The organism is Candidatus Acidulodesulfobacterium acidiphilum (assembly GCA_008534395.1).
Lineage (GTDB): Bacteria > SZUA-79 > SZUA-79 > Acidulodesulfobacterales > Acidulodesulfobacteraceae > Acidulodesulfobacterium_A > Acidulodesulfobacterium_A acidiphilum.
The window spans coordinates 48720-67823 of record SHMQ01000012.1 but is presented as its reverse complement, the minus strand read 5'-3'; the positions used below and the strand labels follow the sequence as shown (position 1 = coordinate 67823).

Sequence of the window (19104 nt, the reverse complement as noted above, 5' to 3'; positions counted from 1 at the left end):
TTATTTATCAAATGTTTCTTCTAAATCTTCAATGGTCTCTTCTTTTACTTCCGCTTTTTTTTCTTTAAGTATTACAAATATAATGCCGCCTAATATTAAAATAGCCGAAATAAAAAAATTTAACGATATTTTTTCATTTAAAAATATTATGCCTAAAACTGCCGCTATCGCAGGCGTTAATAATTGAACGGACGATGATAAAACACGGGATAATTTTGTTACTACCTTATACCATAACATATAAAAAAGCGCTGAAAATATTGCTCCGGATAAGACGCCTAAAATTATCGGTTTTAAATAAATATAAGGCGCATTAATATATTGCCCATCAACAAATTCATTTTTAAAGAACGCAAATATTATTATTAAAGGAATAAAATAAATTAAAGAATAGATGAAATTTGATGCGGTTCTTAACAAATATTGTTTTTCAAATTTACCTTTTAATGTATAAATTCCCCAGCCTATTCCAGAAATAATCATCATAACGGCCCCAAAATACCCAATAAAATTTTTGGGAACAGACAAGCCTTTATATACAAGCAGAACAAAGCCACCCATTGAAAGCAAGACGCCTAACCATTGAAACAAAAAAAGCTTTTCTTTGTGAATTAATATTGCATCCCCTATTATGGTGAATTGAACTGCGGAAAATACCAAAAGCGCTCCCACAGCAACACTTACTTCAATGTAGCCGATTGAAAAACAAAATGCGTATATAAATAATGCAAATGCGGATAAATAATTTGGTTTTGGAAGTTTAATTTTTTTATAAGAAATTATTAGAAAAAGTATTAACGCTCCGCTTCCAAGACGCAGCAAGCTATAACATAATGGACTTATTATATTATTCTGGAGAGCAACTCTTGCAAGTAAAGAGTTTACCGCAAATCCAAAAATTGTGAAAAAGGTCAGTAAAGCAATCCATATATAATTTAATTTATTTGATTTATTCATAAAAATTTTAGTTAGCTATAAGCATACTTTTAATATACCTTAACTCACCGTCAGAAATTTTTTATCTGAATTGCCACTTTCACAGGAATGACTATGCGGGGATTGAGGTTTTAACCCAAATAAATTTTAATATAAATATAAATTTATAAAAAAATAATTTCATTATCATATTTTTTATAAATTTCAATTAATCAAAAATATTGAAATTTTAAATTCAATATTTAAGATACCGACTGGTCTGTATTTTAATATATAAAAAAAGTTTGTCAAGTTCTTGAAATAACGGAGCTAAAATTTTCGGACGTCGAAAACTCAATACGAAAAAAAAGTTTTAACATTGAAACAAAGAAAAAAGAATAAGATATATAGGCATTTCAAGATATCAGGTAAGCTTATGGCTTAATATTAAGCCATCGCTTAAATAATAAGCTTAACGATAACGATTTTGTCTTCTAAAAACTGGCGGTCAGGTGATAACTTTTTGAGCGTGAACATAAATTTTAATTATTTAAGCGATTCGAGATATTTTGAAATGGTTATGACCTGCGATTTGGGCATATGTTCGTAATTTGGCATTATTGCCGGATAAGTTTTACCGCTAATCGTAACCATGGAGCCGCGTTTAAAATGCGCAGACGGATAAGCTATCTGGGCAGCAATCCACGAAAAACTTCTTTTTGAACCTATATGGGAAAGATCCGGCCCTATGGTACCGCCGTAGCCGTTAATTGTATGACACCTGATACATCCGTCGGCTCTAAATAATTTATATCCTTTTGGACCTGAACCGTAATACGCTCCGCTTCTGCCGCTAAATCCTCCGCCCATCATACCGTTTCCCATCATGCCTCCGCCGACAAATCCCCCGCCCGTCATCATGCCCGCAATCAGATAAATCACCGCAATAACTAATAATAGTATTAATAGTATTGAAACTATTGCCGGTTTCTTGTTGTAAAAATATTTTCTACTCATAAAGAACCTTAAGGCATCCGGTTATATCCGGTAAAGATAAAATAAAATTTTATAATATAAAATAAAAAAGCTTACTATTTTTCAATCCAGCAATCATATAATATTAATTAATAATATAAGTATATCATATGACCGCGTAGAAAAAAAGAAATATGCGACCAGCGAGAGCACTGACCGCAGGTAAAGCTTAACCGGTTTCTATAACATTCCCGATTTTGCTGAGGTCTTTTAAAGTGGTATCTTTGTTCGGACAAAGCGAACCTTCTTTAATGTATCAGCATTTAAGGATTTATTATTATATTCCTATCGGACGGGTTTTAAATTCCGGATTTTTCCAGATTTTTTAATTTTACAAAAATCTAACTTATTTTTTTAATTAATTACCTTTATAATAAAAGTAAGAAATACTTACTTATTTTGGAGGTTTATTATTATGGAAACTACAATCTTGTCCGTTAAAGGACAGGTGGTCATACTGAATAAAATCGGAAAGCCCTAAACTTAAAGCCGAATTCCAAACTGATTATACTTCAGGACGGGAGCAATATACTTTTAAAACCTATTGAAGAACCCAAGATAAAGGATTTAAAAATCTAATCGCTATAGTCCCATTTGAATTATTAAGGCTCTTTAAATACTCTTGAAAGGTTTCTGCGAATAATCGCTGATTTTTGTTTTTAATCGGCAAATTAAATCTGTTTCGGACTATATCTAATGAACAGCCTAAGCTATCTCTCGGACACCTTCTTTATCTTTGGTTTTACAGGAGTAGGAGTATTGATAATGCTTATTGTCAAGCCTAAACTAGCACCAGTAAGCCTGTATGTCCGCGCTGGTATATTTTCATATTATTTTACCTAAAAACTGTATGCGTTTTTGTATCCAAAATTCGATAAATTTACGTAAATTTTATTTAAATCAAGAAAATATGTCAATTTAGTATATCGCTTAAATGCCATATTTACTGCGGTTTTTACTGGTAGGCACGGGCGGTCTCGAACCGCCGACCCCTACCGTGTCAAAGAAAAACATTAAAATTAACGAGATGGGCTTTCTACCTTCACTTATAGATTTATTAACGCTTTGACGGCTTTATATATATTGCGATATTTTCCATATATTCTATACATTCGGATATTTTGTGTGACAGTCGTGTGACAGTTTTTTTTAAAAATTTTATAAATTTTTTTAAAAAAGGCTTTAAAAAAAATAAAAAATAATTAAGCGGAGGTTAAGGGCTTATGTTTAATCATATTAATTTTATCTTCATATACGATATACTTATTTTAGCTATAGTTTTTATAGGTTCATTTTTTATAGGCAGGTTTATCGGCAACTTAGTTAAATTTGCTTTAAAAAATCTAAAAAATAATTTATTTATAAATTTAAAAAATATGCAAGACAGCATAAGACGGTTAGACAAGCCTTGAAAATCCTATATATTTTTGTCTTGCCGCAGTCTTGCCGTCTTATTTATGTCAAATAATTAAACTACATTTTTTATTTTATAAAACCTATTTTTCTTTTTGTTTTTTCCGGAGGGGTCATCAACTGCCTTATAGCATCTATTATAGCTTTTATATCTTTATCGTGTTTTTCATATTTCTTCTCAAGTTCGTTTAATTTTTGGGCAAGTTCTTTGTTGCTGGACGTAATCTCTCTTAACTTTACAAACGCCCTTACGACAAAGATGCTCATTTCAACGGCTTTTGAAGAGTTAAGAATAGTTGCCGCCATAATTGCGCCATGTTCGGTAAATACGTATGGAGTATAACGTCTGCCGCCATGAATAATATTTGAGGTCGCAAATTGCGACCTCAAGATTTTATATTCTTCATCAGTCAGTTTAAACATAAAATCTTCAGGAAAACGTTCTATATTTCTTTTAACCTGCTCGTTAAATCTTTTGGTAGTAACGCCGTAAAGTTCGGCAATATCGCTATCAAGCATAACCCTCTGGTTTCTTATTAGATATATTTTACTTTCTATGATTTCTATAGGAACGCGTTCCATGATGATTTATAAAATATTTTTGAAATTGGAATGTTAAAATTAATTTATTTTAATTTTTAAGCTGTTTTAATTTTTAGCCTTAACTATGTTATATATCGATTCTACACTTTTTTTTAGCAGGTATATTAAATTTTCGTCGTTTAAATTATAAATTTCTTTAACCATCCCTATTGTTTTATTAAGATCTAAATTTTCATTTTCAAGTTTTACTTTTTTGCCTGAATTAAAATCAGATAAAAAATAATTTAAATCAACGTTAAAAATATCAGCTAATTCAAGAAGATAATCCAATGGAATCTTAAACCTGCCCGTTTCATAATTATAAACCTGCGTGTATGCAACGTTAAGCATCTCGGCTAATTTTTCCTGAGAAAGATTAAGCTCACGCCTTTTTATTCTAATTTTAAAACCTATGTGCTTAAATAATTCGATATTTTTATGTTTAGGCATAAATTTAGTTTTTTAGCTTTAAGTTTAACTTAAATATTTACTATTATTTAGACAATTTAAAGAAAATACTATAATCTTAAACATAAATTGATTGTTGACATATTTAAGTTAAAGATATAAAATCTATGCAATAAATTAAGCTTGTTTATTTTAAATTAAATTTTTAATTAAAAGGGAGACACTAAAAAATGAAAAAAAATTATCTATTTTGTAATTGCTATTGCTTTTATTTTTATGACCGCTAAGGCTTATGCTAGTGAAAATTCAAATTTTTCAGGTTTATATGTCGGCGGTAATATTGGTTTAGTTGATACAAATATGAGCGGAGCTAATGCCTCTTTGGTATCAGGAACTCCATATTCCTCAAGCGGTCTTTCAAGCGCTAAAACAGCTTTTGCTTTTGGTTTGAATGCGGGATATAATTACAAATTTAACAAGATACCCGTAATATTGGGTGTCGGCATTATATACTTGAATAATAGCAAAATTACAGCAAATGGAACATTATCATATCAGGGAGTTTCTTTACCGGAAAGCATTTCTTACGCTAGCTCTTCTTATGGAGCATATTTAGAGCCCGGAATTATAGTTTCAAAAAGATTTTTGCTATACGGAAGAATTGGAACCGTTCACAATGACCTTAATAATACTTCTGTTGAATTGGATGGAATTAATGATAATGTTTCCTTTTCTAACGGCGGGTCAATTTATTATGGATTGGGGGCTCAGTACTTAATACTAAAAAATGTAGGTATAAATTTTGAATTTGATTCTGTATCTCAGTCAATATCTTTTCCTGATTCGCCAAATATTACAATGAATAATTATGATTTCTTAGTCGGTATATCTTATTATTTTGGAAATATTTAAAAAAATGATATAATTTATTAAAATATTTAAAAATTAACAGGCGGATAAAATAATAAATTTATGAAAACTTTTAATTTTATGGATTTCATAACTAATAAGATATTGATTTTATTATTTTTATCCGCCGCTATTGTTTCTATAAGCGGTTGTGCATATGCCCCGTTATACTCTAACGCCTCTATACCTAATAATTCCAGTAAAGTTAAATACAAAATTGCTATAAAAAAGCAAAATATTAAGTTTTCATATAGCTTATTAACAGGAACTCCGCTTTCTAAAAAAGAAGTTGAAATTTATAAATGTTTAGGAATAGAAATTCATAAAATAATCAATAATGCGGGGACTTTGTTTGTAAATAAAAAACCTGAAAAGCCTAACATTATTTATATCCACGATTATAGAAAAGCTTATACTTGGGCGGTAGTTAATCCAGTCGGAATTTTAATGCCTATTTCCGCACTTTTTATAAGCGAACCGTTTAATGCCAGATTTGAAGCGGATGCATTAATTAACGGTAAAGAATATGCTATTATGGCAAAAGGCTCCAGCACTCAAAAATTAGTCTCACCCAATCCCAAAAAAATTTTAAGGAAAGTCTGCGGAAATTTTGTATCAAAACTTAAAAAGCTTATAACAAAGAAAGATAATAAAGATAGAGTATATGCAAAGCAAATCAATAAAAATAAACAAAGTTATATACCTAATAAAATAATCTTTTATTCTTCCAAAAATAATCGTTTATTGTCAATTTATGCTGATAACGATCCTAATTTTAAGAAATTTGCCTTATATGTTTATAAAACTAGCAGTCCATATATTTATTCAAACGAAAAATACATATATAATGCCATGCCAGTTACTTCTACCCTATCAGGCTGTCGGATAATAAGCGTTATAAGAAAAATAAACGGCAATTCAAAACATAATCAACGAAATATCGAAAACTATAAAATATGCAGAGGTAATATTTTTGAAACCGAAAGCTCAAATATTTCAGATTGGGACACACTGCCTGAAAATATAAAACCTATTATAAATGAAGTTTATAATGAGACTCGTGAATACGGAAAAGCAAGCGCAAATTATAAAGGATATTACTATAATAGGTAAAGCGGATGTTAAAGGCAAATCTGTTAATTTATACGTTTTAAAAGGTATACGGCTTCAAGCTATCATAAAATAAAAATCGATAAAAACTAATGTAAGATTAATATTTTGGAGGAGAGATGAAAAAGATTTTATTTTTAATTATCTTCACAACGCTTATGTTTGGTTGTGTTAATGTTTATGCGCATGGAGTGTCTAAATACGGATATCCATCTAAAAATATGTCAAAATCTATTTTTAAATTAACAAATTCTTTTAACATAACAATTAATAAAGACTATGTGCATTATGCGGAGCATGATTCAAATGGTTCTACATTAGACAATGAGGATGCCATTATCCCAGGAGTTAATTTATCTTTGGAGGGAATACCTAATTCAAAGATACCAATATGGTATGAACTAAATTACTCTGATTATTATGGTAATTCGACATATACTGGCGCCACCCAGATTACAAATATTCCAATTGAAAACACAGACCACATCGGCTATATTAATTATGGCTTTAGAGTAGGTTATGCTTTTATAATCGATGATAACAAATTAGCCATAATACCTAATGCCGGTTTTGAATGGATGGACTGGAATAGAAATATTTTGGATAATGCTGGTAACACAGAGTATATTGAGCATTATCATTTTAACCGTTATTTATTGGGTATTAAAGCTTATTACTTAATAACAAACAGGCTATGGTTAGCAGGAGAGGGTTATTATACTCACGGTACAGACAATTCAATGGATACAAATGCATTGGTCCCCACAGCTTTAGTATATAATAATTCAGGAAATTATATAGGTGAACTTGGCAATTACGAAAGCCAAAATTTTGAACTTGGCAATAGAAGCGGTTTTTTATTTGGCATTAAAATAGGTTATCAAGTTTATAAATCAAAAACTATAAATATCGGGCCTTTCATTAGTTTAAATTATTCACAGCTAAAAGTAAATAAATCAAATACTATTACTTATTACAATATACCACAATATACATATCCACCTGCTAATTTAGTTGGTTACACAAATTATACAGTAGATGAGCCTCAATCACAAACAAATCAATTGTTTATAGGCTTTGGAATTAAATTAGGTTTTTAGATTGTATAAAATTTATACTCTTTGCCTTTTTTGCAGTTTTATAAATTTCAAACGTATTTTTTATACAAAATATCTATAATGTATAAAAAATACCGCTAAAATAAATAAAATGGTAAAGAAAAAATACAAAATTTTCTTTAATTTTATACTCTTTCTATAAATTTTGTATAATTCAGACTGACACGAAATTTTAAATGGTCTCGATAATGGCAATTGAATTTTCTGATTTTCAGTATAAAATAAAATATCTAAAAAACCTAATACAATAAAAATAATTGAAAATATCGATATAATTTTCAATATTTCTGCAGTTATAGAAGATATTTTATGACTATATTTTATCAATCCCGCAAATATTGACTGTACGTTTTCCGTTTGCGATGACGATTGGTTGTTCGTGGTTTGATTATTATTTATAGTCATATATTTATCTCCTTATAAATTTTTAATTTTTTAATAATTTTATTCTATAATTATATCTTAAATTAATCGTTTTGCTAAAAAAAATACTTCCTACTATATTTTAGGAAGTAACCCCGCCTTTTTAAACAAAAAAAATAATAAAAATTTACTATTTTTATATTGATTTTTAGCTCAAAAATTCCTATAATAGTATTTAAGGAAGTTAAAATTTATTCAACAATTTTTGTGGATAACTTTTCTAAGACCCAGATAATCGAAATTCTATATTTTAAAAATTTCGTTAGCTTAATCAAATTGTGTAATTTTTAATCACGAACAAAATAAATGATTAATTAAGGAAAATAGGTAAATATTAATCTTATGGACAATAATCAAATCGCAATCTATGCCGAAACGCCTATCACCAAGAACGGTAAAAAAACTGAGTTTATAGAAACCGATTTAAAGACTAATAATTATTACGAAAACGACAATATCGTTTTCTTTACCGCTTCGCAGATTAAAACTTTAACGGACGGCATAGACAACCCTTTCCATAAGCTCGTTATTCTTTTGTTATACGAAACCGGAGCAAGAATCGAAGAAGCAAGAACCTTAAAATTTAGCGATATAGACACCGGCAACGGACGGGTTAAAGTATTGACGTTAAAACAGCGGAAAAAAAATAAAATTTACCGCTATTTAAAAATATCCGATAAATTATTGTCGTTAATTTTAAATCACAGGGTTACCGCTAAACTTACCGACGACGATTTTATTCTATCTCAACGGCAAGGCAAACCCGCTATCACGAGAAAAGGTATAAGCCTTATGTTTAAATCTTACGTCGTTAAATTATTAGGTCAAAGCAATTTAGACAAAGCCCATCCCCACGCCTTAAGGCATACGAGAGCCGTTCATTTGCTTGATAGCGGAATGAATATAATGTTGTTGAAAAACTTTTTGGGACACGCAAGCATATCGAATACGCTAATCTATCTTAAATACAGCAATAAGGACATGGCGGAAGCGATAAGCAGGGCGAACAACGGATTGTAAATTATGCTGCATAAAATATTATTTCAAATATTAAACTATTCGGGCTTATCGGCTACTCTATTGGCTGTCTGGTTTTTTTCTTCGCATAAATATAAAATAGGATTTGCGGTCTCAATATTAAGTTGTATTTTGTGGATAGCGATAGCGTATATCGATAACGTATGGAGCCTTTTAATTCTAAACGCTATATTGCTGATATTGGATATAAGAGGATATTTCAAAAAAGATAGTCAAAAAATAAAGCAAACAGAGGCAAATTAATGTTAACCCAAACCGCATTAGACTTAGACGGCGTTATATTCGACTACGAGAAAACTTTTCAAAAAGAAGCTTTAAAACTTGGATTTGAAGTTTCGGTTAAGCATTCAGAAATTTATAATATGGCGGACAGATACGAGATTACCGCGGAGCAGGTATTCTTAATCAATTCAAGAATTGACTTTTCCGATATGGAAGTTTTTGACGAGGTTCTAAACTTAAAGCTTTATATTAATGGCATCAAATGCTTTATAACGTCAAGCCCGAAAGAAGCTTTGCATTTGAGAAAATTAAACGTATTAAAAGTATTAGGCAAAGACATTCCGATATATCATGCCGACACGAAAGAAAAGCATAGAATTATTTCCGAACTTGGAATAAAATATTTCATAGACGATTATAATTTGGCAATTCACCATATAGAATTAAACTGTCCTGAGTGCAAGGCTTATTGGCTCAATAGAGGTTATGGGGATTTTAGTTTGCCGGAGCCGGAGAATAAGATAAATAGTTTGACGGAATTTTTTGACGGGAAATTTTAATCATGAGTTCATTTAAAGACATTGCGTTTCAAATATTGAAAGAAGCCGGCAAGCCTTTGCATAGCAAAGAAATTACAAAAATAGCTCTTAAAAAGGGTTGGCTTAAAACCGCCGGTAAAACACCCGAAGCCTCAATGAGCGCGCAACTTATCGTTGACGTAAATTCTAAAAAAGAAAAATCACGTTTTGTTAAAGTTGCTCCTTCTGTTTTCGGTTTAAACGAAAATTTTAAAGATTTAAGTATTAAAGAAGCAAAGAAGTCCGAAAATATCTATAAAATTTCAAAAGACGTTTCGACAAAACAAAAAGGCGATATAGCCGAAGCCAGAATTGCGGAACTTATAATGCTCTATGGAGATACTACATTGTCATGCTATAAACCTATTTCCGACGATGAAGGTATAGATTTAATAGTCAAAGAAAAAGGCAGTTTAAAGACGATGTATATTCAAATTAAAAGCCGTTTCGGCGATAATCCCGATAAGATTTTTACGGCTAACGTTAAAACTTCTTCTATTTCGGATAATTATTCAATGGCGGTTATTTTTTGCTTTTTCGATACTGAAGAAGACGACTTATGGGATTATATCTGGTTTGTTCCTGCTCCGGATTTTATTAAATTAGCCAATAAACTTGACGGCGGAAAATCTCTCGGATTTGTTGCCGGACGAAAGAAAAAAGAATCGAACAAGTGGGATAATTATTTAATAGACAAACGAAGCCTTGCCAATCAAATAATAGTTCAAATGAAAAGAGTTTGATGAATAAAATTATAATAAAAATATTTATATTTGCATTTATCTTATTTTCTGCAAATAAGATTTTTGCTTTAGGGATTTTTAATATCCCTTACAACCAGTCAGACTCTAACTTTAACAAGCTTGCAATGCGGGTTTATAATTTCGGTAGTCCTTATACCTACACTTACGGAGCTTATACCTATAACGCTTTGCCTATAACGACGACTATGTCCGGCTGTAAACTCATAAGTATCATAAGACGCACGCAGGGCTTTCCGAAACCGGCATATTGGGCTATCGAAAATTATAAGATTTGCTCCGGCAATATCGCAGATATTAAAAACACCAATATGGCAGGGTGGGATAACTTGCCAAAGGGGATTAAATCTGTTATAAATAATACTATCCAAGAGGCACGTCAAGACGACAAAGCTACGGCTAATTATTACGGATACAGGATAATAGCAAAGACGGGAGCTTACGTCGGGACTATTTTCGTGTATGTACTAAACGGGATAAAATTAGAGGCGATGATTAGGTTTTAGCATTATTATAAATTACAGAAATTATATATATATTAATAATAGTATGTATAACGACGAGAAAATAAATGAATTTATATGAAATAATAAAAGAAAGTGTGAAAGATTGGAGAAACGGAGGATATAAATCACAATTTGAAACTTTAACCGAAATATTTGAACACATAAATAAAGAAAATTATTTACGACAAGCGCAAATTGAAGCATTAGAAAATTATTGGTATATAAGAAATGTTTTAGGTTCACCGACTATTGAAGAATTATATAAAAAATATTTCGAAGGAATGGAGTTATTAAAAGCACTCGGAATTCCTAAAGAAATACTTTCTGGTTTAGAAAATATTCCAAATGAAGATATAAAAAAACAAGTATATAAAAGTTTTATTGAAAATATAAAAGAAGATAATGATTTTGTAAAAAGACATCGTTTAGAAGGAGTTCGTGAAACACTTACATTATCTTATCCATCATATATTCTTGCTTTGGCAATGGGCTCTGGAAAAACAATTTTAATTGCAAGCATTATTGCAACTGAATTTGCTATGTCTTTGGAATATCCTAATGAGCATTTTATAAAAAATGCTTTAGTTTTTGCGCCAGGAAAAACCATTTTAGGTGCATTAAGAGAAATTAGTTTTGCTCCTTATGAGATAATTCTGCCAAAGCGATTATTTAAAAAATTTATTACAAATGTGAAATTAATTTATACACAAGATAATCAAAAAGATATTCCTGTTATTAAAGGTAGTGTTTTTAATGTAATTGTTACAAATACTGAAAAAATAAGATTAACAGCAAGTTCAATAAAAAACTCATTATTTAAAGACATTAAAAATCTTCAAGATAAAAAAAAAGAAGAAGTAAAAGAATTACTTGCAAATCAACGGTTGCAGACCCTGACTTCTTTGCCTGATTTAGGTATTTTTTCTGATGAGGCGCATCATACTTACGGGCAATCAATTGGGGATGAATTAAAAAAAATACGGCAAACTATAAATTATATTGCAGATAAAACAAATTTAAAAGTTGTTATTAATACAACAGGAACACCATATTATCAAAAAAAAATTTTACGAGATGTAATTTATTGGTATGGACTTAAACAAGGAATTAAAGACGGAATTTTAAAAGATGTAAGTGGTAATATTAAAGCATTTGAAGATGTGAATAACAGCTATTTTACACAGATAGTTACAGAAGATTTTATAAGAGAATACTGGAATGTAAAAATTTATGATGGGACAAAAGCAAAATTAGCATTCTATTTTCCTCAAATTGATTACATAAAAAATGCAAAAGAAACTATTGAAAAAGTTTTAATAAAAAATAATATTAATCCAAATGAAATATTGCTTGAAGTCCACAGTAATTCAAAAGATGAAATAAAAGATTTATTTGATAACCGCATTAATAGTCCAAGTGTCCCATTTAGAATTTTATTGCTTGTAAACAAAGGAACTGAGGGCTGGAATTGCCCGTCGTTGTTTGCTACTGCTTTAGCTCGTGAATTAACAGGTTCAAATAATTTTTGCTTGCAGGCTGCATCTCGTTGTTTAAGACAAATTCCAAACAATACAAAAAAAGCAAAAATTTATTTATCGCAAAAAAATGTTAGCATTCTAGATAATCAATTACAAGAAACTTATGGAGAAAGTTTAAATGATATTAACCTGCAATCATCAGAATTAATTTCTATTAGACTGACAATTAGAAAAACAAAAGTTCAACCTATTTCAGTAAAAGAAAAAGTCAAAAACGTTGTTTTAAAAGAAACAGTTGATAAATCTAAATTATATTTTCCAGAGTTAGATGTTACACCTCAAAAAATAAAAGTGCAATCTAATACGCTTACATTAAGCGATAAAAAAGGCAAAGTGCTAAATATTATTGATGAGAATACCTTTGAAATTGAAGAGCAAACTTCAGGTATTTATTTTGTAGCAACTGAATTAGCAGACACTTACAGATTGAAAAGCTTGAATGTTTTAAAATTACTAAAAAAAGCATTTAATAATAAAACTGAAATACCATTATCAGTTATTGACAAATTAAAAGAAATAATTGAGGAACAATTATCTAAGTATGAAATAAAAGAGGAAATTATTGAAAAAGCATTAGCGTTGCTAAAATTAGATGGTTTTAATAATGACGAAACTTCATATTATACTGAGATAAAAATAAATAAAAGACGATTTGATGAATTATGTTTAGATATCAACAAATATCCTAATATGAAATTCGGATTTCATTATACACCTTATAATTTTGACAGTAAACCTGAAAAAGATTTTTATAATTCAATTCTATTAAGACTTGGTGAAGATATTGATGATGTTGAAGATGTCTATTTTACAGGCGCTATAACTTCGTATAACAAAACGGATTTGCTTTTTGAATATAAAGGCAATGATGGCAAATGGCATACTTATACGCCCGATTTTATTATTCGCAAGGCAAGTGGCAAAATTTTAATTATCGAAATAAAAGGTGAACCGTTTAGAAATAATTTAATTGAAAAATCAATGAAAGAAATGGAAAACTTAAACGCAGAAAAGATAAAATATGAAATTTTGGAAACTGACGGCGAAAACCTTGTCTATGGCGAATTAGATAAAATCTATAATTTAATCTATAAAGGACAATAAAAAATGAGCGAACAGTTAAAAATACAAGCGCCAAAAGGCAGACCTATGTTTTATTGGGTAGGAAAAAAACCGATACAAACAGTTAAGGGATTTCCTGCACAATTAATTGAGTTTCACAATCCAAAAAATGATATAAAACCTGTTGACTCGCCAGACTATAAAGAATTAGAAAAAAATTGGTATAATCTTTTGTTCGAGGGAGACAACGAAGAAGTTTTAGCAACGCTTTTAGAAAACGGCTATCGTAGCAAAATAGACCTAATTTATATTGATCCTCCTTATGCAAGCAATAGAGATTATCTAAGAAAGGTTAAGTTAAAGGGATTTAAGGGCAATGAAATAGAAGAGGATGAAGCCCCGCTTTTGCAACAGATCATGTATGAAGATATTTGGAAAAGGGATGAGTATTTTCAATGGATATATGAACGATTAATACTCATGAAGGAGTTGTTATCTGATAGCGGCAGTATTTATGTTCATTTGGATTACAGAATGGTGCATTACGTGAAATTAATTATGGACGAAATATTTGGAGAAGAAAATTTTAGAAATGAGATTATTTGGAATAAAGGCTTTAGGGGCACAGAATCAAAAAATATTTACCAGCACGCTCACGATGTTATTTTATGGTATTCAAAAAGTAAAAATTATGTTTGGAACGATGTGTGGCAGCCTTATAGAGATACTGATATGAATAGATACAATAAAATAGATGAAGAGGGTAATAAATATGCTCAAATAAAAAGGAGAAAAACAGATGGAACAATCTACTATGGGAAAACTTATCCAAAAACGGAGGGTAAAAGAATTGATGATGTTATTAATCATGTAGCGATAATGGCCTCTACCTCCGGAGAACGCACAGGTTTTGAGACGCAAAAACCTGAAGATTTATTAGAAATATTTATCAAAGCCTCAACTAATTTTGACGATTTAATTCTTGATTGTTTTATTGGATCTGGCACAACTGTTAGGGTTGCGCAGAAACTTGGTAGACGCTGGATTGGCTGCGATATTAACAAAGGAGCAATACAACTTACCGCACAAGGCATATCTAAAATAATCAGGGAACAATTAGAAAAAGATAAAAATTTGAAATTAATTCAAGATAATAAAGTAAAAATTTATAGTTCTTTTGCAAATTATAAAGTAAATGATTATGAGTTTAAGCAATTCCAAAGCGAGGCTAAAGAATTGGCAGTAAAACACCTTGAAATTGAAAAAATGGGAACAGACAATTTTTTTGAGGGCAAACTAGGTAAAAGATTGGTCAAAATAATTGATTTTAATCATCCTCTAAACTTGATAGATTTAGAAAATATTAAAGACGAATTAAAGAAGAGGGATAATGAAGAAAGAAACATCACAATTGTAACTTATGGTCAGGAAATAAATACATATCTTTGGATAGAGGAATGGAATAAAAGAATGCCTGTAAATAAAATTGAAGTTGTTAATTTAAAAACGAATAAAGAAACTGGAGGATTTTTGATCTATGAGCCACCACAAGCTGATATAGAAATAAAAAGAATAAATAAGAATAAAGCAAAAATTAAAATTAATGATTTTATATCGCCAACAGTAATAAAAAGGTTTAATTTAGCAAAAACTTTACTTGATAAAGATATGCCGGATTTTAGAAGTATGATTGAATATGTGGCGGTTGATGTAAATTATAATGAAAAGTTCTTCCAAACTATATATATAGATATTCCTGAAAAACAAAAAGATTTAATAAAGGCTGATTATGATATTGATATACAAAACAAAAAAATAAAAATTGCCGTTAAAATAGTCGATGTTTTAGGTGGAGAATTATTGGTTTCAAAAGAGATATAACTTAAAATAATGCCAGATTTAAAAACACATCTATATACATACTACGATATAAACCAGATTCATTTAAAATGCAGAAAAAATGATTTAAAGTCTTTTTAGTAAATTTGATCTGGTTTTAAAAAAATATAAAACTGTTATTTTCGTGGATTCTTGTTTTTGGCACGGTTGCGAAACTCATTTAAGGATGCCAAAAACGAGGATTGAATATTGGGTTGCCAAAATAGAACGAAACAAGGCGAGAGATGTCGAAGTCAATGAATATTACAAAAAAATAGGATGGAAATTATTCAGGATTTGGGAACATTATCAAACGACGCCAATATAGAAAAAGAAGCCTCTAAAGTGATCAGAAAATAAAATATTTAAAAAAAATTAATAAATAATATTGAAATCGTCGATGAAACCTACCGCTAAAAAAAATATTCCTGTAAATTCCGCCTATCTTTTATCGTTACGTCAGTTAATCAAAAGTTCAAAGTTTATAAAAGATTTAATAGGCGATTTAGCTCAATTTCGCCTCGTTATCGACGCCAATTGTATTTTAGGCGATATTATTTGGCTTGTTAAAGAAAGAAAAAATCCTGAAGCTATAACACAAATACAAGAATGCATTCTCGCCGGCACTTTTATTGTTTATTGCACTAAAACCGTCATCAAAGAAGTCGACGAGCATTTAAAAGATATAGCTTCTCAACACAATATACCTATGGATTCTCTTAAAAAAGAGTGGAAATCTTACAAAGCGATGCTTAAAATTAAAGAACCAGACAAAGTAATTATCGATAAATATAAAAATCCTATAGATCCCGACGATATTCCGATTTTAGCATTAGCGGAATTATTATCGGCAGACGCTATTATAAACAAAGATAGAGACTTAAAATCAATGGGCGGCAAAGTATTATCGGCAAAACCTGTAGGCGATAAAGGAGTTTTAGTATTTGAATTTTGCGCTTCGGCGCGCGATTATTCTCGAAAAGCTACCGTAACCGCTATTTTGAAAGTAGGAGGAGCTTTTTCAATTGTTGTCGGATTTGAAACTTTTAAAATTATTTCCGGCATAATTGCGCAAATTGTCGTTTGGATAGAAAAACTGCCTGCATGGATTAAAATAATATTAGTCGCGGCGACTTTTTTGGCTCTTCTTCACCCTAAGTCAAGGGAATTTATGCTTAAAGCGATAAGAAATATTGTCGACGCATTTAAGGAATCAATGCCTGTAATATTCGAAATTATAAATAAGATAGAAATGATTTTAGCTGAGAACAAACCAATAACACCTATTATAGAATAAAATTTTGCTTTTTTATAGATACCGACAAAAACATGAAAGAATCCGAATTGTCTGAATTATTAACGGGAAAGCTTGTAGACGCGAGAAAGTATTTAGATGAATTCTCTAAAGCATTTAAATATAAGATAACATCTTATTGCGCAATTAAAAATCCTAATAATAATAAATGGGTTTTGTTTTACGGCAAAATTATTTTATTACCTTCTTTTCTTGAGGAACAAGGTGAAAATATTGAAAAAGAATTTAAAGAAAAATCCAAAAATAAAACTATTCATTCTGACCAAATAAATATCGATATAAAATTCGAGAAAATTAATAGTCCGGAAGAAATAGATAAAATATATATTGACGCTATAAAGGAAAATAAAATAAAAAATACGGATGAGTTTTGCCTTAGCTTTGACGAATATCTCCCTATTTTTAACTTTTTTTCAGGTTCGACGATACCGTACGGAGACCTTTATATTCACGGCAAACCAAGTATTTGGGCGGATTGCGACTTACACATTGATGTATTATTAAAAAATACTCCTTTTAAAAATGAAATTGAGTTGCGCAAATATTTATCGCTTGAAAAGCATTTTGATTTTACAAAGCTTGGCGGTATCTCTAACTATATTGAATATACTGTGAACTCGGCTATCCATATTCAATTTATTCCGCCGATTTATTTTGCTATATCTGAAGATTCCGATTATAACGGTTGTCCGATAAAGTTTAATTTCGATAAAACATTGGAAGAAAACAATATTGTTATCGATTATGAATTTTTTGATTTTAATAATATCTTTACTTTATTATTAAAGAATGGAACAATTGAAAATGATAAAATAAAGATAAAAAAAGACAAACAAAAAGGAGGTTCTTTTGATTTTAAGACGGACTTTCTCTTACCAGATAGAGCTAAAGATCGTTGGATAAAGTTTAGTTTAAAATATAACAATACAGAAATTCACAGTTTTTCAAAAAGCTATTATAAAGATAGGGTTGAAATGTTGCGTAACAGGGCGGAAATAAGGCCAATCATAGATATGGTTAATTCTTTATTTATTTTCTTGAAAAATAATTGGAAATATATTATTACAATTTTACCTTTTTTAGGTTTGCTTGAATTTCTTTGGTATCTTTTTAAAAATCAAGGACAATTGCCTATTTCGTTATTGAATCCCGAATTATTTATCGCTTTCCCTTTATTATACGCAATAGTGGTCAGCGTAATTTATTTTACTATATTTATCTTTCCCTTAATAATTCCATTTTATATTAAAGAAGCGGTTAATATATTAAAATCAAAATCTGATAAATCAATGTCTGGCAAAATAGAAAAATCTTGGGTTGTAATATATTCACCTTTAATTATTATATTTTTTTTATTAATTGAATTTATAATCCCATATATTTTTCTGAATTTATTTTTTGAAATACATAATAACTTTTTGTTAGCAGTTGCGTGCGTTATCTTAATAAATTTAATATCTTTTAGCTTTTATTTTATAGTATTCATGAAAAAATTAATATCCCTAACGAAATACATTTTTATTATGTTCTGTATTTTGTATTTTATGTTATCTTGGAAGTATCCCGGGTTACCGTTAAGAGTATTAAAAATTGGCGGGAATGTTCCCGTTGAATTAAGTGTTTCTAAAAAATATATCAATAATTCAGATATCAGTAAATACATTAAGGTTAAATCAGACTTATGCAATATTAAAAAGAGTAAAACAACTGCAAATATTAATTGGATTCATTTTTTGTTATTTCTTAAAACTCCCGATAGTTATTATGTGGATTGCAAAAAATCATCTAATATAATTTTAATTCCTAAAAAATATGTTTACTCTGAGGTATTTAATAAAAAATAGTATAATAAAAAAGTCAAAATCCTCTATTTTATGGATTTAGCGGCAATTTGTAACGCATTTGTAATATAAATTTAACCGTTTTATAACAAAACCATCATAATCCAGTAATATTTTTTTGATATAATCGGTATTAATTTATTTTAAGGGGGTTATATCGATGTTTATTGCGGAATTAATTTTTGCGGAGGCGGAAATATAATTTCTGGTTTATCTGGTCGGGAAAGGAAAGAAGACATCGGAAGAAATGCGCAAATTAGAATTAGAAAGGAGGTCGGTTATAAATCTTAAAAAAATGATAGAGGATGATTTTATTCCTGAAATAGAAGCGGCAAAAAATAAAATATTGGATGAATTTGCCGAAAAATTATATAACTACCATATGCGGTAATCAGCTTTATTTTTTATTCCGCACGTCGTCAACCGCTTTCTCGACGTAATACCGTAAAAAA

18 protein-coding genes are annotated in these 19104 nt (G+C 29.7%); 14 read left to right on the top strand and 4 right to left on the bottom strand.

The genetic code is table 11. From position 1 onward, the window contains the following. Positions 1 to 957, bottom strand: a complete 957-nt coding sequence (locus EVJ48_05505) for a DMT family transporter (protein ID RZV39170.1) — start codon at positions 955 to 957, stop codon at positions 1 to 3. 504 nt (positions 958 to 1461) lie between these two features. Then, complete coding sequence (locus EVJ48_05500; protein ID RZV39169.1) at positions 1462 to 1932, bottom strand: cytochrome c; 471 nt, start codon at positions 1930 to 1932, stop codon at positions 1462 to 1464. Positions 1933 to 3173: 1241 nt separating this feature from the next. Here EVJ48_05500 and EVJ48_05495 point away from each other — a divergent pair. Beyond that, positions 3174 to 3362 (top strand): hypothetical protein, encoded by a 189-nt coding sequence (locus EVJ48_05495; GenBank protein RZV39168.1) that lies wholly within the window; start codon positions 3174 to 3176, stop codon positions 3360 to 3362. Positions 3363 to 3432: 70 nt separating this feature from the next. Here the strand turns inward: EVJ48_05495 and EVJ48_05490 are convergent, their stop codons facing one another. Then, positions 3433 to 3945, bottom strand: coding sequence for an ORF6N domain-containing protein (locus tag EVJ48_05490; protein ID RZV39167.1), 513 nt, complete (start codon positions 3943 to 3945; stop codon positions 3433 to 3435). Between the two features lie 66 nt (positions 3946 to 4011). Next, positions 4012 to 4395 carry an XRE family transcriptional regulator gene (locus EVJ48_05485; GenBank protein RZV39166.1) on the bottom strand — a complete coding sequence of 128 codons (384 nt, stop codon included), beginning with the start codon at positions 4393 to 4395 and terminating at the stop codon, positions 4012 to 4014. A gap of 234 nt (positions 4396 to 4629) precedes the next feature. On the opposite strand from EVJ48_05485, the gene EVJ48_05480 reads away from it, so the two are divergent. The 13 genes from EVJ48_05480 (at position 4630) to EVJ48_05420 (ending at position 18655) form a co-directional block, all read left to right on the top strand. Further along, complete coding sequence (locus EVJ48_05480; protein RZV39165.1) at positions 4630 to 5265, top strand: autotransporter outer membrane beta-barrel domain-containing protein; 636 nt, start codon at positions 4630 to 4632, stop codon at positions 5263 to 5265. Positions 5266 to 5325: 60 nt separating this feature from the next. Beyond that, the gene (locus EVJ48_05475; GenBank protein ID RZV39164.1) at positions 5326 to 6375 is read left to right on the top strand and encodes a hypothetical protein; all 1050 of its coding nucleotides are present in this window, start codon (positions 5326 to 5328) and stop codon (positions 6373 to 6375) included. Positions 6376 to 6491: 116 nt separating this feature from the next. Then, positions 6492 to 7472, top strand: coding sequence for an autotransporter outer membrane beta-barrel domain-containing protein (locus tag EVJ48_05470; protein RZV39163.1), 981 nt, complete (start codon positions 6492 to 6494; stop codon positions 7470 to 7472). Positions 7473 to 8255: 783 nt separating this feature from the next. Beyond that, positions 8256 to 8933 carry a site-specific integrase gene (locus tag EVJ48_05465; GenBank protein RZV39162.1) on the top strand — a complete coding sequence of 226 codons (678 nt, stop codon included), beginning with the start codon at positions 8256 to 8258 and terminating at the stop codon, positions 8931 to 8933. A 3-nt stretch (positions 8934 to 8936) separates the two neighbouring features. Beyond that, positions 8937 to 9194, top strand: a complete 258-nt coding sequence (locus EVJ48_05460) for a hypothetical protein (protein ID RZV39161.1) — start codon at positions 8937 to 8939, stop codon at positions 9192 to 9194. Next, positions 9194 to 9733, top strand: coding sequence for a hypothetical protein (locus tag EVJ48_05455; protein ID RZV39160.1), 540 nt, complete (start codon positions 9194 to 9196; stop codon positions 9731 to 9733). The genes EVJ48_05460 and EVJ48_05455 overlap by 1 nt, the downstream gene beginning before the upstream one ends. A 2-nt stretch (positions 9734 to 9735) precedes the next feature. After that, positions 9736 to 10494 carry a hypothetical protein gene (locus tag EVJ48_05450; protein RZV39159.1) on the top strand — a complete coding sequence of 253 codons (759 nt, stop codon included), beginning with the start codon at positions 9736 to 9738 and terminating at the stop codon, positions 10492 to 10494. Further along, entirely contained in the window at positions 10494 to 11018 is a 525-nt protein-coding gene (locus EVJ48_05445) for a hypothetical protein (protein ID RZV39158.1), read from the top strand. Before EVJ48_05450 ends, EVJ48_05445 begins: the two co-directional genes overlap by 1 nt. Positions 11019 to 11083: 65 nt before the next feature. Then, on the top strand, positions 11084 to 13660 hold the full coding sequence (locus tag EVJ48_05440) for a restriction endonuclease subunit R (GenBank protein RZV39157.1): 2577 nt from the start codon (positions 11084 to 11086) through the stop codon (positions 13658 to 13660). A 3-nt stretch (positions 13661 to 13663) separates the two neighbouring features. Then, complete coding sequence (locus EVJ48_05435; GenBank protein RZV39156.1) at positions 13664 to 15499, top strand: site-specific DNA-methyltransferase; 1836 nt, start codon at positions 13664 to 13666, stop codon at positions 15497 to 15499. 109 nt (positions 15500 to 15608) lie between these two features. Continuing rightward, positions 15609 to 15824: a hypothetical protein gene (locus tag EVJ48_05430; GenBank protein RZV39172.1), complete on the top strand. Its 216-nt coding sequence runs from the start codon at positions 15609 to 15611 to the stop codon at positions 15822 to 15824. 72 nt (positions 15825 to 15896) lie between these two features. Then, positions 15897 to 16793 carry a hypothetical protein gene (locus EVJ48_05425; GenBank protein ID RZV39155.1) on the top strand — a complete coding sequence of 299 codons (897 nt, stop codon included), beginning with the start codon at positions 15897 to 15899 and terminating at the stop codon, positions 16791 to 16793. A gap of 32 nt (positions 16794 to 16825) precedes the next feature. Next, positions 16826 to 18655: a hypothetical protein gene (locus EVJ48_05420; protein RZV39154.1), complete on the top strand. Its 1830-nt coding sequence runs from the start codon at positions 16826 to 16828 to the stop codon at positions 18653 to 18655. Positions 18656 to 19104: the final 449 nt, after the last annotated feature.

Excerpts from the sequence above, each read along its gene's own strand:
- EVJ48_05480 (RZV39165.1), top strand. The coding sequence starts at position 4,630 with ATGACCGCTAAGGCTTATGCTAGTGAAAATTCAAATTTTTCAGGTTTA.
- EVJ48_05450 (RZV39159.1), top strand. The coding sequence starts at position 9,736 with ATGAGTTCATTTAAAGACATTGCGTTTCAAATATTGAAAGAAGCCGGC.
- EVJ48_05500 (RZV39169.1), bottom strand. The coding sequence starts at position 1,932 with ATGAGTAGAAAATATTTTTACAACAAGAAACCGGCAATAGTTTCAATA.
- EVJ48_05490 (RZV39167.1), bottom strand. The coding sequence starts at position 3,945 with ATGGAACGCGTTCCTATAGAAATCATAGAAAGTAAAATATATCTAATA.
- EVJ48_05420 (RZV39154.1), top strand. The coding sequence starts at position 16,826 with ATGAAAGAATCCGAATTGTCTGAATTATTAACGGGAAAGCTTGTAGAC.
- EVJ48_05495 (RZV39168.1), top strand. The coding sequence starts at position 3,174 with ATGTTTAATCATATTAATTTTATCTTCATATACGATATACTTATTTTA.
- EVJ48_05445 (RZV39158.1), top strand. The coding sequence starts at position 10,494 with ATGAATAAAATTATAATAAAAATATTTATATTTGCATTTATCTTATTT.
- EVJ48_05475 (RZV39164.1), top strand. The coding sequence starts at position 5,326 with ATGAAAACTTTTAATTTTATGGATTTCATAACTAATAAGATATTGATT.
- EVJ48_05485 (RZV39166.1), bottom strand. The coding sequence starts at position 4,395 with ATGCCTAAACATAAAAATATCGAATTATTTAAGCACATAGGTTTTAAA.
- EVJ48_05435 (RZV39156.1), top strand. The coding sequence starts at position 13,664 with ATGAGCGAACAGTTAAAAATACAAGCGCCAAAAGGCAGACCTATGTTT.
- EVJ48_05440 (RZV39157.1), top strand. The coding sequence starts at position 11,084 with ATGAATTTATATGAAATAATAAAAGAAAGTGTGAAAGATTGGAGAAAC.
- EVJ48_05455 (RZV39160.1), top strand. The coding sequence starts at position 9,194 with ATGTTAACCCAAACCGCATTAGACTTAGACGGCGTTATATTCGACTAC.
- EVJ48_05470 (RZV39163.1), top strand. The coding sequence starts at position 6,492 with ATGAAAAAGATTTTATTTTTAATTATCTTCACAACGCTTATGTTTGGT.
- EVJ48_05425 (RZV39155.1), top strand. The coding sequence starts at position 15,897 with ATGAAACCTACCGCTAAAAAAAATATTCCTGTAAATTCCGCCTATCTT.
- EVJ48_05465 (RZV39162.1), top strand. The coding sequence starts at position 8,256 with ATGGACAATAATCAAATCGCAATCTATGCCGAAACGCCTATCACCAAG.
- EVJ48_05505 (RZV39170.1), bottom strand. The coding sequence starts at position 957 with ATGAATAAATCAAATAAATTAAATTATATATGGATTGCTTTACTGACC.
- EVJ48_05460 (RZV39161.1), top strand. The coding sequence starts at position 8,937 with ATGCTGCATAAAATATTATTTCAAATATTAAACTATTCGGGCTTATCG.